The sequence below is a fragment of the Serratia sp. CY82433 genome, from assembly GCF_052166535.1.
GTDB lineage: Bacteria > Pseudomonadota > Gammaproteobacteria > Enterobacterales > Enterobacteriaceae > Serratia > Serratia sarumanii.
Genome location: NZ_JBJNOR010000007.1, coordinates 180,963 through 194,700 on the forward strand (window position 1 = coordinate 180,963; position 13,738 = coordinate 194,700).

The 13,738-nt window shown below is 60.8% G+C and carries 13 protein-coding genes and 3 tRNA genes; 7 read left to right on the top strand and 9 right to left on the bottom strand.

All coding sequences use genetic code 11. The features are described 5' to 3' along the window. Positions 1-34: 34 nt before the first annotated feature. Positions 35-1,378, bottom strand: coding sequence for an amino-acid N-acetyltransferase (gene argA, locus ACJ8PI_RS22985; protein ID WP_049232224.1), 1,344 nt, complete (start codon positions 1,376-1,378; stop codon positions 35-37). A gap of 221 nt (positions 1,379-1,599) precedes the next feature. Here argA and amiC point away from each other — a divergent pair, with 221 nt between their 5' ends. Further along, positions 1,600-2,853: an N-acetylmuramoyl-L-alanine amidase AmiC gene (gene amiC / locus ACJ8PI_RS22990; RefSeq protein WP_033635752.1), complete on the top strand. Its 1,254-nt coding sequence runs from the start codon at positions 1,600-1,602 to the stop codon at positions 2,851-2,853. A 90-nt stretch (positions 2,854-2,943) separates the two neighbouring features. On the opposite strand, the gene ACJ8PI_RS22995 is transcribed toward amiC, so the two are convergent. The 3 genes from ACJ8PI_RS22995 to ACJ8PI_RS23005 all read right to left on the bottom strand — a co-directional run bounded on the left by ACJ8PI_RS22995 (position 2,944) and on the right by ACJ8PI_RS23005 (position 3,297). After that, positions 2,944-3,020, bottom strand: a tRNA-Met gene (locus ACJ8PI_RS22995). A gap of 65 nt (positions 3,021-3,085) precedes the next feature. Beyond that, positions 3,086-3,162, bottom strand: a tRNA-Met gene (locus ACJ8PI_RS23000). 58 nt (positions 3,163-3,220) lie between these two features. Continuing rightward, positions 3,221-3,297 (bottom strand) — tRNA-Met (locus ACJ8PI_RS23005). A 216-nt stretch (positions 3,298-3,513) separates the two neighbouring features. Between ACJ8PI_RS23005 and mltA the strand changes: the two genes are divergently transcribed. Together mltA and tcdA are read left to right on the top strand one after the other, a co-directional pair. Continuing rightward, entirely contained in the window at positions 3,514-4,650 is a 1,137-nt protein-coding gene (gene mltA / locus ACJ8PI_RS23010; protein WP_049212977.1) for a murein transglycosylase A, read from the top strand. 84 nt (positions 4,651-4,734) lie between these two features. Beyond that, complete coding sequence (tcdA, locus tag ACJ8PI_RS23015) at positions 4,735-5,541, top strand: tRNA cyclic N6-threonylcarbamoyladenosine(37) synthase TcdA (protein ID WP_049212978.1); 807 nt, start codon at positions 4,735-4,737, stop codon at positions 5,539-5,541. Here the strand turns inward: tcdA and csdE are convergent. Both csdE and csdA read right to left on the bottom strand, forming a co-directional pair. Then, on the bottom strand, positions 5,532-5,966 hold the full coding sequence (gene csdE, locus ACJ8PI_RS23020) for a cysteine desulfurase sulfur acceptor subunit CsdE (RefSeq protein ID WP_033649797.1): 435 nt from the start codon (positions 5,964-5,966) through the stop codon (positions 5,532-5,534). The genes tcdA and csdE overlap by 10 nt on opposite strands. Before the next feature lie 19 nt (positions 5,967-5,985). Next, positions 5,986-7,191, bottom strand: coding sequence for a cysteine desulfurase CsdA (csdA, locus tag ACJ8PI_RS23025; protein WP_039567391.1), 1,206 nt, complete (start codon positions 7,189-7,191; stop codon positions 5,986-5,988). Between the two features lie 196 nt (positions 7,192-7,387). Between csdA and ACJ8PI_RS23030 the strand changes: the two genes are divergently transcribed. From ACJ8PI_RS23030 to rlmM, 4 genes are all read left to right on the top strand, one after another. Continuing rightward, positions 7,388-7,612, top strand: a complete 225-nt coding sequence (locus ACJ8PI_RS23030; protein WP_025304050.1) for a YgdI/YgdR family lipoprotein — start codon at positions 7,388-7,390, stop codon at positions 7,610-7,612. Between the two features lie 385 nt (positions 7,613-7,997). Then, a complete protein-coding gene (locus ACJ8PI_RS23035; RefSeq protein WP_025304049.1) occupies positions 7,998-8,915 on the top strand; it encodes a transcriptional regulator GcvA in 918 nt (305 codons plus the stop codon). Positions 8,916-8,966: 51 nt separating this feature from the next. Then, entirely contained in the window at positions 8,967-9,362 is a 396-nt protein-coding gene (locus ACJ8PI_RS23040; protein WP_004931896.1) for a DUF423 domain-containing protein, read from the top strand. Beyond that, a complete protein-coding gene (rlmM, locus tag ACJ8PI_RS23045) occupies positions 9,355-10,458 on the top strand; it encodes a 23S rRNA (cytidine(2498)-2'-O)-methyltransferase RlmM (RefSeq protein WP_164134897.1) in 1,104 nt (367 codons plus the stop codon). Before ACJ8PI_RS23040 ends, rlmM begins: the two co-directional genes overlap by 8 nt. A gap of 39 nt (positions 10,459-10,497) precedes the next feature. On the opposite strand, the gene xni is transcribed toward rlmM, so the two are convergent. The 3 genes from xni to queF form a co-directional block, all read right to left on the bottom strand. Beyond that, positions 10,498-11,256 carry a flap endonuclease Xni gene (gene xni, locus ACJ8PI_RS23050; RefSeq protein ID WP_164134896.1) on the bottom strand — a complete coding sequence of 253 codons (759 nt, stop codon included), beginning with the start codon at positions 11,254-11,256 and terminating at the stop codon, positions 10,498-10,500. A 52-nt stretch (positions 11,257-11,308) separates the two neighbouring features. After that, positions 11,309-12,673: a nucleotide 5'-monophosphate nucleosidase PpnN gene (gene ppnN, locus ACJ8PI_RS23055; protein WP_019455737.1), complete on the bottom strand. Its 1,365-nt coding sequence runs from the start codon at positions 12,671-12,673 to the stop codon at positions 11,309-11,311. 192 nt (positions 12,674-12,865) lie between these two features. Next, the gene (gene queF, locus ACJ8PI_RS23060) at positions 12,866-13,711 is read right to left on the bottom strand and encodes an NADPH-dependent 7-cyano-7-deazaguanine reductase QueF (protein WP_033649800.1); all 846 of its coding nucleotides are present in this window, start codon (positions 13,709-13,711) and stop codon (positions 12,866-12,868) included. Positions 13,712-13,738 lie beyond the last annotated feature (27 nt).

Here is a 13,738-nt window from a genome sequence, read left to right on the forward strand (position 1 = left end):
CTGAGGGGCGCGGCAACGGCCGCGCCCGCAGGGATTACAGATCCGCCAGCAGAATTTTGGAGCGGCGCTGGTAGTTGTACAACGCCTGTTTCTGCATCGGCAGCACGTCGACCTCCGCCGGGGTAAAGCCACGCTCCTGGAACCAGTGGATGCTGCGGGTGGTCAGCACGAACAGCTTCTTCAATCCCATCTGCCGGGCCTGATTTTCCACTCGCTGCAGCAGCATCTCGCCGCGTGATGAGCTGCGGTAATCGGGGTGTACCGCGACACAGGCCATCTCACCGATTTTTTCCTCCAAGAACGGGTACAGCGCCGCGCAGGCGATGGTCAGGTTGTCGCGTTCGATAATGGTGAACTTGTCGATTTCCATCTCCAGCTGTTCACGCGAACGGCGCACCAGAATACCCTGCTGCTCGAGTGGCCGAATCAGCTCCAGGATGCCGCCGATGTCGTTGATCGTCGCCCGGCGCACCTGTTCGGCGCTCTCCATCACGATTTGGGTGCCGATGCCGTCGCGCGAGAACAGTTCCTGCACCAGCGCACCGTCCTCTTGATAGCTGATCAGGTGGCTGCGGCGCACGCCGCTGCGGCAGCCTTTCACCGCACCGCGCAGGAAGCGCACGGTGCCGGAATGGTAATCGCCGCCTTCTTCCAGCTCTTCAAGGCGCTTTTGCGCGTCGTTGGGGAACAGCTCGGAAAGGATGTTACCCTCCGCGTCGGTCACGCCCTGCGAGGAGCAGAAGCCGATCATTTTTTCCGCTTTCAGCTTGATTGCCAGCTGGGTGGCCACTTCTTCCGAGGTCAGGTTGAAGCTCTCGCCGGTAACGGAAACCGCGACCGGGCCGATCAGCACGATGGCGTTGCTGTCGAGCTGGCGGTGGATCGCGTCTTCATCGATGCGGCGAATGCGGCCGCTGTGACAGTAGTCGATACCGTCATCGATGCCCAGCGGTTGCGCGATGATGAAGTTGCCGCTGACCACGTTGATATGCGCGCCCTGCAGCGGCGTATTGTTGAGGCTCATCGACAGCCGGGCGGTGATGTCGAGCTGCAACAAACCGGCGGCTTGCTTGACCAGTTCGAGCGTATGGGCGTCGGTCACGCGGGTGTGCTTGTGGTAGATCGGCTCAAAGTTATGCTGCGCCAGGTTAGCGTCGATCTGCGGCCGCGCGCCGTAAACCACCACCAGGCGAATGCCCAGACTATGCAGCAGCCCGATATCATTGACGATGTTGGAGAAATTCTCGTGTTCGATGGCTTCCCCGCCGAGCATGATGACAAACGTTTTGCCGCGGTGGGCGTTGATATAGGGGACTGAGTGACGGAATCCTTGCACCAGCTCTGTACTACGTTCCTTCACGACAAACCTCTTTTGCATATTTATACGGTATTTTTGTATTTTTATTCTTTTATGGCGCCGATGGCAAGCGAGAAATCATCATGAAGAGTGCGCTAAGGGCGCCAAATCGTTAATAAATTGAAAAACCATAAAAAGATTTTCTGATGACAGGGCTGGAATGATTGGTTAAAGTTTTCGGCATCCCCATTTTATTGATGTTTTTTTCATCTGTTGTAAACAGCTATTACTGCCGGAGCCGCATGCCAAACTCTAATCACAATCTGGGCCGCCGTCGTTTATTACAGGGCGTTGCCGCCAGCTGGTTGCTGAGTGTGAGTCGCACGGGCTTCGCCGCGTCATCGCACGTGATCGCCGTGCGCGTCTGGCCATCCTCCACCTATACCCGCGTCACGCTGGAATCCAACGTCGAGCTGAAATACAAGCAGTTTGCCCTGACCAATCCTGATCGCGTGGTGGTGGATATCGAAGGCGTCCACCTCAACAGCGTGCTGAAAGGCATCGCCGGGCAGGTGCGCGCCGACGATCCGTATCTCAAGCAGGCGCGCGTCGGCCAGTTCGATCAGAATACCGTGCGGCTGGTGCTGGAGCTCAAGCAGAGCGTCAGCCCGCATATTTTTACGCTGGCGCCGGTGCCGGAGTATCGCAATCGCCTGGTGATGGATCTCTATCCGACCAAGGGCAGCAGCGGCGGCGAGGAGTATGATCCGCTGCTGGCGTTACTGGAAGATTACAACAAGGGCGATCTGGAGCGCACGCTGCCGCCGGAAGCGCCGCAGGCCGGTAAGGCGGGGCGCGATCGGCCGATCGTCATCATGCTGGATCCCGGCCACGGCGGCGAAGATCCCGGCGCTATCGGCAAGTACAAGACGCGCGAGAAAGACATTGTGTTGCAGATTGCCCGCAAGCTGAGCGCCATGATCAAGCGCGAGCCAAACATGAAAGTGTTCATGACGCGCAACGAAGACGTGTTTATCCCGCTCAAGGTGCGCGTCGCCAAGGCGCGCAAGCAGCGCGCGGATTTGTTCGTTTCGATTCACGCCGACGCCTTCACCAGCCGCGCCGCGCGCGGTTCATCGGTGTTCGCGTTGTCCACCAAGGGCGCCACCAGCTCGGCGGCCAAGTTCCTGGCGCAGACGCAGAACGCCTCGGACCAAATCGGCGGCGTCAGCAAGAGCGGCGACCGTTATCTCGACCACACCATGTTCGATCTGATCCAGACCGCGACCATCAACGACAGCCTGAAGTTCGGCAAGGAAGTGTTGAATCGGATGGGGAAAATCAACCGGCTGCACAAGAATCGCGTCGATCAGGCCGGTTTTGCGGTGTTAAAGGCGCCGGATATCCCGTCGATCCTGGTGGAGACGGCGTTTATCAGCAATATCGAAGAGGAGCGCAAGCTGCGCACCAGCCATTTCCAGCAGCAGGTGGCGGAGTCGATTCTGGCGGGCATCAAGGCTTATTTCGCCAACGGCGGCGCGCTGGCGAGCCGATAGAGGCAGGGCCGGGCGCGAGTCCGGCTAGTTTCGCGGATTGCAGATACAAAAAAACACCCGTCAGGGTGCTTGTCTGTTGTCATCAAGAGTTGGTTGCGGGGGCCGGATTTGAACCGACGACCTTCGGGTTATGAGCCCGACGAGCTACCAGGCTGCTCCACCCCGCGTCCGTCTTGATGCTGTATTACTACGAACTACCGTTTCATGTTATGCCGCTGGTACGACATTCGGTTGGTTGCGGGGGCCGGATTTGAACCGACGACCTTCGGGTTATGAGCCCGACGAGCTACCAGGCTGCTCCACCCCGCGTCCGTGTAATACTTTGTTATCGAAACCAAACGCAAAATACCGCCGCTGCGGCATCGGTTGGTTGCGGGGGCCGGATTTGAACCGACGACCTTCGGGTTATGAGCCCGACGAGCTACCAGGCTGCTCCACCCCGCGTCCGATGGATGCGCACTATACTCTCCATGCGTTTTGTTGCAAACCCTTTTTGCATTTTATTGGCCTAAACCCGTTTTTCTGCTGAATTTGCCCGCAATTTGCCTTCTTTTTCATCACCATCCTCCGTGCGGCTTTTTTTATTTGCAGCGATTCCTTTATCAATGAGCGTTTGTTATCGTTCAGCCGGTAGATCATATCAGTTTGAGAGTGTGCGCGATGAAAGGACGTTGGGGCAAATACCTGCTGGGCGGGTTGATGGTGGCGGTGTTGGCGGGCTGTTCGTCCAAGCCGACCGATCGGGGTCAGCAATATAAAGACGGCCGTCTGGATCAGTCGCTGGAGCTGGTCAATCAGCCCAACGCCAAAGGTTCGCCGGTCAACGCCAAGGATTATTCGGATCAGCTGATGGAGATCAAGTACGCGTCGCCTTCGCTGTTCAACCGCAACAACGGCACCTATCAGGCGGTACAAAATTGGATGGCGTCCGGCGCCGACACGCGCATGCTGAGCCAGTACGGCCTCAGCGCTTACCAGATGGAAGGCGTCGACAATTACGGCAACGTGCAGTTTACCGGCTACTACACGCCGGTGGTGCAGGCGAGCTATACCCAACAGGGCGAGTTCCGCTATCCGCTGTACCGCATGCCGCCGAAGGGCAGGGGCCGCTTGCCGGATCGCGCGGGCATCTATTCCGGCGCGCTCGACGATCGCTATATCATCGCTTACACCAACTCGCTGATGGACAACTTCATGATGGAAGTCCAGGGCAGCGGCTATGTCGACTACGGCAACGGCCAGCCGCTGGTGTTCTTCGGCTACGGCGGCAAGAACGGCCACGCCTATCGCAGCATCGGCAAGGTGCTGATCGATCGCGGTGAAGTGGCCAAGGCGGACATGTCGATGCAGGCGATCCGTCAGTGGGCGGATACCCACAGCGCCGCAGAGGTGCGTGAGCTGCTGGAGCAAAACCCATCGTTCGTGTTCTTCCGCCCGGAAGCTTTTGCGCCGGTGAGAGGCGCCAGCGCGGTGCCGCTGATCGCCAAAGCCTCGGTGGCTTCCGACCGTTCGCTGATCCCGGCGGGCACCACGCTGCTGGCCGAAGTGCCGCTGCTGGACAACAAGGGTAAATTCACGGGAAAATACGAGATGCGCCTGATGGTCGCGCTCGACGTGGGCGGCGCCATCAAGGGCCAGCATTTTGACATGTATCAGGGCATCGGACCGGAAGCCGGCCACTCGGCGGGGTACTACAACCACTACGGCCGCGTCTGGGTGCTGAAGAACAACGGCGGCGGTCAGCTGTTCAGCGCCAATCAGTCAAACGGCGGCGGTTCGTTGCTGGCCACCCGGTAAACGCATACGGCGTGAAAAGAGTGACCCGCAAGGGCCGGATTTTCCGGCCCTTATCATTTGCATTACGAAGGTAATTAAAGCGTTATGAGCACAGCTTATTCGGAAGCCTATCTGCAGCGTTTCGGCGGCACGGCGCGGTTGTACGGCCAGCAGGCGCTGGCGGTGTTCGCGCAGGCGCACGTCTGCGTGATCGGCATCGGCGGCGTGGGTTCCTGGGCGGCTGAGGCGCTGGCGCGCACCGGCATCGGCGCCATCACCCTGATCGACATGGATGATGTTTGCGTCACCAATACCAACCGCCAGATCCACGCGTTGCGCCAACACGTCGGGCAATCGAAAACCGAGGTGATGGCGGAGCGTATCCTGGCGATTAACCCGGAATGCCGGGTGACCTGCATCGACGATTTCATCACCCCGGACAACGTTGCCGAGCTGCTGGACCATAACTTCAGCTACGTCATCGACGCGATCGACAGCGTGCGGCCGAAGGCGGCGTTGCTGTCATACTGCCGCCGCTTCAAGATCCCGGTGGTGACCACCGGCGGCGCCGGCGGGCAGATTGACCCGACCAAGATCGAAGTGGCCGATCTGGCGAAAACCATCCAGGATCCGCTGGCCGCCAAGCTGCGCGAGCGGCTGAAGCACGATTTCAACGTGGTGAAAAACGGCAAGGGCAAGCTGGGCATCGACTGCGTCTTCTCCAGCGAGCCGCTGGTTTATCCGCAGCCGGACGGTTCGGTGTGCGCTTCACGCAGCACGGCGGAAGGGCCGAAAAGAATGGATTGCAGCGCGGGGTTCGGCGCGGCGACCATGGTCACCGCTACTTTCGGCTTCGTCGCCGTGTCGCACGCGCTGAAAAAGATGGTGGCGAAGGCGGCGCCTCAGGCGTAACGGGCGGCGATCGCCTTGACGGCGGCGGCCAATGCCGCCAGGCCGCCGGCGCGGGTGGCGCTCAGCTGGGCGCGCAGCGCTAACCGGTCGAACAGCGCCAGCGGATCCAATGCGGCGATCTGCTGCGGCGTTTTCCCTTCCACTTCGGTCAGCAGTACCGCCAGCAGGCCGCGCACGATGCGGCCTTCGCTGTCGCCATAGAAGTGCAGCGTGCCGTCTTCCAGCAACTGGTGCCCCAACCAGACGCGGTTTTCACAGCCGCTCAACGCCATTTCTTCACTGCGCAAGGCCTCCGGCAGCGGCGGCAGCCGTTTCGCGAGCATAATCAGCTGGCGGTAGCGATCTTCCCACTGTTTCAGCGTGCTGAAGGTGGCGATCAACGCCTCGGCGGTGACCTCTCGGCCAAAAGGATGGGGGGCGAGCATAGCGTCTCCGGGAATCAAGTCAGTCGGCCAGCAGATCGAGGGCGTGAGTCAACGCGCTGACCAGCGTATCGACGTCCTGTTGCGTATTGTAGGGGGCGAACGACGCGCGCAGCGTGCCGCTGACGCCCAACGCCGCCATCAGCGGCTGCGCGCAGTGTTGGCCGGCGCGCAGCGCAATGCCTTGCTCCGCCAGCAGGGTGACGATGTCGCTGTGGTGTACGCCGGCGATGTCGAACGCCAGCAGGCTGGAGCCGGAGCTGCGGAAGCTGCGAAAGCCCGGCAGCTGCGCCAGCCGCTGTTCCGCCTGGTCCGCCAGCTCGCGGCTGTAGCGCTCCGCCGCCGCCATGTCCTGCTCGCTGAGCCAGGTGAGCGCCGCGGCCAACCCCAGCACGCCGGCGATATTTGGCGTGCCGGCTTCGAAGCGATGCGGCGGCTTTTGCGGGGTAAAGCCGTCGAACGATGCCTGGGTCAGCATCTTGCCGCCGCCTTGCCAGGGTGCCATCTGCGCCAGCAGCTCGGCTTTGCCGTACAGCGCGCCGATGCCAGTCGGGCCATACAGCTTGTGGCCGGAAAAGGCGTAGAAGTCGATGTCGAGCAGCCGTACGTCGGCCGGGCCGTGAACCACGCCCTGTGCGCCGTCGATCATCACGCGTGCGCCGGCGGCATGCGCCATCGCGATCGCCGGCGCCAGATCCGGGCAGCCGCCGGTGACGTTGGACATTTGCCCCAGCGCCAACAGGCGGGTTTTGTCGTTGAGCAGGGTGGGCAGCTGCGTCAAATCCGGCAACCGATCGGCGCCGATCGGCAGTTTCACCACCCGCGCGCCGGTTTGTTCCGCCACCATCAGCCAGGGGATCAGGTTGGCGTGGTGTTCCGCTTCGCTCACCAGGATTTCATCGCCCGGCTGCAGACGCGGACGCAGGTAGCTCTGCGCCACCAGGTTGATCGCTTCGGTGGTGCCGCGCGTCCAGACGATGTCGTCGGCCGACGGCGCATTGATCAGCTGCGCCACCTGGCCGCGCGCCTGCTCGAAGCGGGCGGTCAGATCCTGCGCCGCCCGATGCTGGCTGCGGTGCACGGTGGCGGCGTCATCGCGATAAAATTGCTGCGTGGCGTCGATCACCGCCTGCGGTTTTAACGCGGTGGCGGCGCTGTCCAGATAGATGCCGTCCTGCGCGAGCGCGGGAAACTGTTGGCGAAAAAGGCTGGGGTTAAAAGGCGTCATACCCTGATTGTCACTGGCTTGAGTCGATGGGGGATCCTGTCCTATTTTGCCGCCGGAGACAAGCGATCCTGCCTATTAGGACTTATCGCCTGGCAAAATTGGGAAAGTTTGTTATGCTATTAAATGTGCGCTTATTAATCGCATCTATACACATAAAAGGTATTTATCAGCATTTAAAACTAAAAAGGAGTCCTCAATGAAGAAAACAGCCGCAGTTCTCTCTGCCCTGATGCTTACGTTTACCCTGGCCGCCTGTTCCAGCAACTACGTGATGCATACCAATGACGGACGCACCATTGTCGCTGACGGCAAGCCAAAAGTGGACAACGATACCGGCATGATCAGCTATAAAGACGCCAACGGCGTCGAGCAGCAGATCAACCGCGCCGATGTGAAAGAGATGGTTGAAAGCAACCAGTAACCGTCAGGCAAAAAAAAGCACCGCAAGTTTTGCGGTGCTGCATAAAATCACTATGGACAGACAGGGTAAATGTACAGGAAGTGAAAAAACAGTAGCCTAGCTACCATGTCCGGAATCGCCGGACAATTTGCAAACACAACATCACAACCACAAGCCAAAAGTTCATCGGCGTCCTCGACACCCACTCCCTTTTCGTTCCGGCCCGGGAAGTGCCGCCACTATAGGTATTTGCTGGCGCATCCTCAACGGACAAATTATAATGGCTCGGATTAAAAAAACTAATGGCAATACGCCGTTAGCGTTTACCGATGGCTTGCCACACAAAGCCGCCCGATTTTCGGCGCCGAATCATTCGGATTAATGTTACACAAAAGTAGCTAATTTAATGTCTAAACGCTTACCTCCCCTCAATGCGCTGCGCGTGTTCGATGCGGCCGCTCGCCACCTGAGTTTCACCAAGGCGGCGGAAGAGCTGTTCGTGACCCAGGCCGCGGTGAGCCACCAGATCAAGTCGCTGGAGGACTTCCTCGGGCTGAAGCTGTTTCGCCGGCGTAACCGCTCGCTGCTGCTGACCGAAGAGGGGCAAAGTTACTACCTCGATATCAAGGAGATCTTCTCTTCGATCAACGAGGCGACGCGCAAGCTGCAGGCGCGTAGCGCCAAGGGGGCATTGACCGTCAGTTTGCCGCCGAGCTTCGCCATTCAGTGGCTGGTGCCGCGCCTGTCCGGCTTTAACTCAGCTTATCCGGGGATCGACGTGCGCATCCAGGCGGTGGACCGCGAAGAAGACAAGCTGGCGGACGACGTCGACGTGGCGATTTTCTACGGCCGCGGCAACTGGCCGGGGCTGCGCGCCGAGCGCCTGTATGCGGAATATCTGCTGCCGGTGTGTTCGCCGAGCCTGCTGACCGGCGATCATCCGCTGAAAACCGCAGAGGATCTGGCTTATCATACGCTGCTGCATGACGTTTCACGCCGCGACTGGCTGGCCTATACGCGCCAGTTGGGGTTGCAGCACATCAATGTGCAGCAGGGGCCGATCTTCAGCCATAGCGCGATGGTGGTGCAGGCGGCGGTGCACGGCCAGGGCGTGGCGCTGGTGAACAATGTGATGGCGCAAACCGAGATCGAAGCCGGTCGCCTGGTGTGCCCGTTCAACGATGTGCTGGTCAGTAAAAACGCTTTTTATCTGGTATGTCATGACAGCCAGGCAGAACTGGGTAAAATAGCCGCCTTCCGGCAGTGGATCCTGGCGCGCGCCGCCAGCGAACAAGAGAAGTTCCGCTTCCGCTACGAACAATAAGACCGGCCGCCGCCTTGCCGCGGCCGGTGATTTTAAATGGGATAAATCACGATGAGCAGCCGTTCCATGCTGGTTTTCGCCGCTATCAGCGGCTTTGTGTTTGTCGCGTTGGGCGCATTCGGCGCGCATGTATTAAGCGGCACGCTCGGCGCCAACGAAATGGCCTGGATCCGCACCGGGCTGGAGTATCAGGGGTTCCACACCCTGGCCATCCTGGCGCTGGCGGTCGCGATGCAGCGCCGCGTGAGCCTGTGGTTTTACTGGAGCGGAGCGCTGTTGGCGTTCGGCACCGTGTTGTTCAGCGGCAGCCTCTATTGCCTGGCGCTGTCGCACCTGAAGGTCTGGGTATACATCACGCCGGTTGGCGGCGTGTGCTTCCTGATCGGCTGGATATTGATGTTGATTGGCGCTTTGCGTCTGAGGAAAAAGGCCGAGCGCCATGAATAAGATTGCGTTGTACTGCCGCCCTGGCTTTGAAAAAGAGTGTGCGGCGGAGATCACCGACAAAGCCGCCCAGCGGGAGATTTTCGGTTTTGCGCGGGTAAAAGAGCACAGCGGTTACGTGCTGTTCGAATGCTATCAGCCGGACGATGCCGATCGCCTGGCGCGGGAAATTCCGTTCCGCGAACTGATTTTCGCCCGCCAGATGATCGTGGTGGGTGAGCTGCTGCGCGATCTGCCGCCGGAAGATCGGGTATCGCCGATCGTCGGCATGCTGATCGGCGTGGTTGACCGCGGCGGCGAGCTGCGGGTGGAAGTGCCGGACACCAACGAAAGCAAAGAGCTGATGAAGTTCTGCCGCAAGCTGACGGTGCCGCTGCGCGCCGCGATGCGCGAGCAGAAGGTGCTGATGGCGCGCGAGAACCCCACTCGCCCGGTGGTGCACGTGTTCTTCATCGCGCCGGGCTGCTGCTACGTCGGTTACTCCTACAGCAACAACAACTCGCCGTTCTACATGGGCATTCCGCGTCTGCGCTTCCCGGCCGATGCGCCGAGCCGTTCGACGCTGAAGCTGGAAGAAGCGTTCCACGTGTTCATCCCCGCCGACGAGTGGGACGAACGCCTGGCCAGCGGCATGCACGCGGTCGATCTGGGGGCCTGCCCGGGCGGCTGGACCTATCAGTTGGTGAAACGCAGCATGATGGTGCATTCGGTGGATAACGGCCCGATGGCGCCGAGCCTGATGGAAACCGGCCAGGTGACGCACCACCGCGCCGACGGCTTCAAGTTCGAGCCGAACAGCAGCAAGATCTACTGGCTGGTGTGCGACATGGTGGAGAAGCCGGCGAAGGTAACCAGCCTGATGGTCCAGTGGTTGGTGAAAGGCTGGTGCCGCGAAGCGATTTTTAACCTCAAGCTGCCGATGAAAAAGCGCTATGAGGAAGTGTCGCAGAACCTGATGAGCATCCGCGAAGCGCTGGGCGCTGCCGGCGTCAGCGTCGAAGTGCATGCCAAGCAGCTGTATCACGACCGCGAAGAGATCACCGTACACGTGCGCCGCATGTGGTCGGCGGTGCCGGGCCGGCGCGACGAGCGCGATTAATCGCGTTAAGCCTGATGAAGGGCGCTGCTTGCAGCGCCCTTATGGTATCGGCAGGCGCAGCTGCTGCAGGTTGCCGTCCAGCGACAGATCGGTGCGCAGCGTGGCGACTTGTTTGCTGACGTAGGCCAGCTCGCGGTGTTGCTCCAGCTTGCCGCGCCATTTCTCCGGCACCTGTTCCAGCTGCTGATAGAGCCCGTCCAGGCTGCCCGACTGCTGCAACAGCAGCACGGCGGTTTTCGGCCCGATACCGGCCACGCCGGGGATCTTGCTGCTGCCGATCCCCGCCAGCCCCCAATAGTCCGGCAGCTGCTGCGGCCGCACGCCGAATTCCTGTTGCACGAAAGGCATATCCAGCCAGCGTTTCTGGAAGTAATCGCGGATCTGCACGTTCGGCGCCAAAAGCTGGCAGTAGCCTTTGTCGGTGGAGACGATGGTCACCTGGTGGCCGCCGCCGGCGACCTTCGCCGCCAGCGTGGCCGCCAGATCGTCCGCCTCGTTGCCGGGAGAATGCCAGCTGGCGACGCCCAGTTCGGCGAAGGCCTCGCGCAGCTGCGGCATCTCCTGCTGCAGATTTTCCGGCATCGGCGAACGCCCGGCCTTGTAGTCCGGCAGAATTTGGTGACGCCAGCTGTCGCGGCGATCGTCCTCGTCGAAGACCGCCACCGCGTGGGTCGGGCGGCTGTGCTGGATCAACTGCTGCAGCGCGTGGCGGCAGGCGTTGACGCAAGGGGAACCCTGCACGGCGTGAATGCGGCGGATGAGGTTCAGGGCGTCGACAATCAGTAGGTGTATCATCATGGGCGGCAAGGTCAGAAAACGGGGCGGCCGTTACGCCGCCCGGGATTGAGGGTCAGGCGACGATTTCGTAGCAGGGCACATAGGCGCTGCCCGGCAGCTTCATGCGGTGCTGGGCGACAAAGCCCTGCAGCAGGCTGTCCATCTGTTTCATCATCTGCGGCTCGCCGTGCAGCTTGTACGGGCCGAACTGCTCGATGGCGTGGATGCCGTTTTCCTTCACGTTGCCGGCCACGATGCCGGAGAACGCGCGGCGCAGCGCGGCGGCCAATTGCTCCGGCGGCTGGTTCGGATACAGGTTGAGGTTCGCCATGTTCTCGTGGGTCGGCTCGAACGGCAGCTGCAGATCCGGCGCGATGCGGATCGACCAGTTGAAGCTGTAGGCGTCGCCGGTGTTGCGGCGGTTTTCCTTCACCAGCGGCATGGCTTTCTTCATCTGCCGCGCCACTTCCGCCGGATCGTCGATGATGATGGTGTAGTGACGGCGCGCGGCATCGCCCAGCGTGTTCATGATGAACTCGTCCAGCACGCGGAAGTAATCGGCGCTCTCTTTCGGCCCGGTCAGGATCAGCGGCAGCACCTGTTCGCTGTTCTCCGGGTTCATCAGGATACCCAGCAGGTACAGCAGCTCTTCGGCGGTGCCGACGCCGCCCGGGAAGATGATGATGCCGTGCGCGATGCGCACGAAGGCTTCCAGGCGCTTTTCGATGTCCGGCATGATCACCAGCTCGTTCACCAGCGGGTTTGGCGGCTCGGCGGCGATGATCGACGGCTCGGTCATGCCGATGAAGCGGCTGTTGCGGTAACGCTGCTGCGCGTGACCGACCGCCGCGCCTTTCATCGGCGCTTCCATCGCGCCCGGCCCGCAGCCGGTGCAGATGTTCAGCTCGCGCAGGCCCAGTTGGCTGCCGACCTTGCGCGCGTACAGGTATTCGTTCTCGTTGATCGAGTGGCCGCCCCAGCACACCACCATATTGGGATCTTCATCCAGATGCAGCGTGCGTGCATTGCGCAGGATCGAGAATACCAGGTTGGTGATGTGGGCCGAGTTTTCCAGGTTCAGGTGCTGGAAACGGCCGGCGCTGGCGATTTGGCCGTGTACGAACAGGATGTCGCGCAGTACGGCGAACAGGTTGGCCTGCAGCGAGCGGATGATGCGGCCGTCGACGAACGCCTCTTCCGGCGGGTTGACCAGCTCCAGCTTCACCCCGCGTTCGCGGCGCAGCACGTTGATGTCGAAGGTTTCATAGCGTGACAGCAGCTGTTTGCTGTTGTCGGTTTGGCTGCCGGAGTTCAACACGGCCAGCGAACAGTTGCGGAACAGGCGGTACAGGTCGCTGCTGGCGGTACGCTTCAGCATGTCTACTTCCAGCTGCGACAATAAATCCATAGAGCCAAGCGGGCTGATGTGTGTAATCAAGGTAACTCCTTTGCACCCGGTGCGGGGCGGTAGTAATCCATACGCAGCAAAACAGCATCTCGTTATGGTTGGCGTGCTGCGGCGCAGCGGGCGCTCCGCCCGGCCGCAGCCTCGTTTTAACCTTACCGCCGTCCCTGCGCTTTTACCAACATAAACCGCTCGTTAGCTCAGTTGTTGAGCAATGTTTCGCACTTATTGGCGCGCCAGACGGCCGCGTTCGGGAGCGAATTCGACGTTGCTGCGCCACGGGTTGATATCCAGCCCGCCGCGGCGGGTGTAGCGGGCGTAAACCGTCAGGCTTTGCGGCCGGCAGTAGCGCATCAAATCGTTAAAGATGCGCTCGACGCACTGCTCGTGGAATTCGTTGTGGTGGCGGAAGGAGACCAGGTAGCGCAGCAGCGCTTCGCGATCGATCTTGCCGCCGCGGTAGCTTATCTGCACCGAGCCCCAGTCTGGTTGATGGGTGATCAGGCAGTTGGACTTCAGCAGGTGGCTGACCAATTGCTCTTCCACCACCTCTTCACCGGCGGCGTTCAACAGGTAGTCGGCGTTGAACTCATAATTGTCGATGCGGATATCCTGCTGATCGATGCAGTCGCCGGCCAGGCGGGCGATCGGCGTGCCTTCCAACTGCTCGACGCTGAACAGGGTGACGCTCACCTCGCCCTGGGCGCAGGCGGACAGATCGCGCTGCAGCGTGCTGCGCACCGTTTCCCAATCGGCGAACGGGGTTTGGTTGAAGCTGTTGAGATACAGCTTGAAGCTTTTCGATTCGATCAGGTTCAGGCTGTCGGCGTTGAGGCTGATTTCACCGACCGCCACCTGCGGCAGCCCGTTGGCGTTCAGCCAGGAGAGCTCGTACAGCGTCCAGATGTCCGCGCCGTGGAAGGGGAGGTTATCGGGGTACAGCCCCAGCGGCTCGCGGTTCATGCTGCGCGGCACCGCCTGCAGCAGCGAGGCGTCGTAGCGATCGCGGTAGGCGGTGGGTTTGCCCAGCGTCAGCCCCGACAGGGCCTGGTGGTCTTGATATGAGGACATCTGCTGTCACCTTGGTCAGAGATAGGT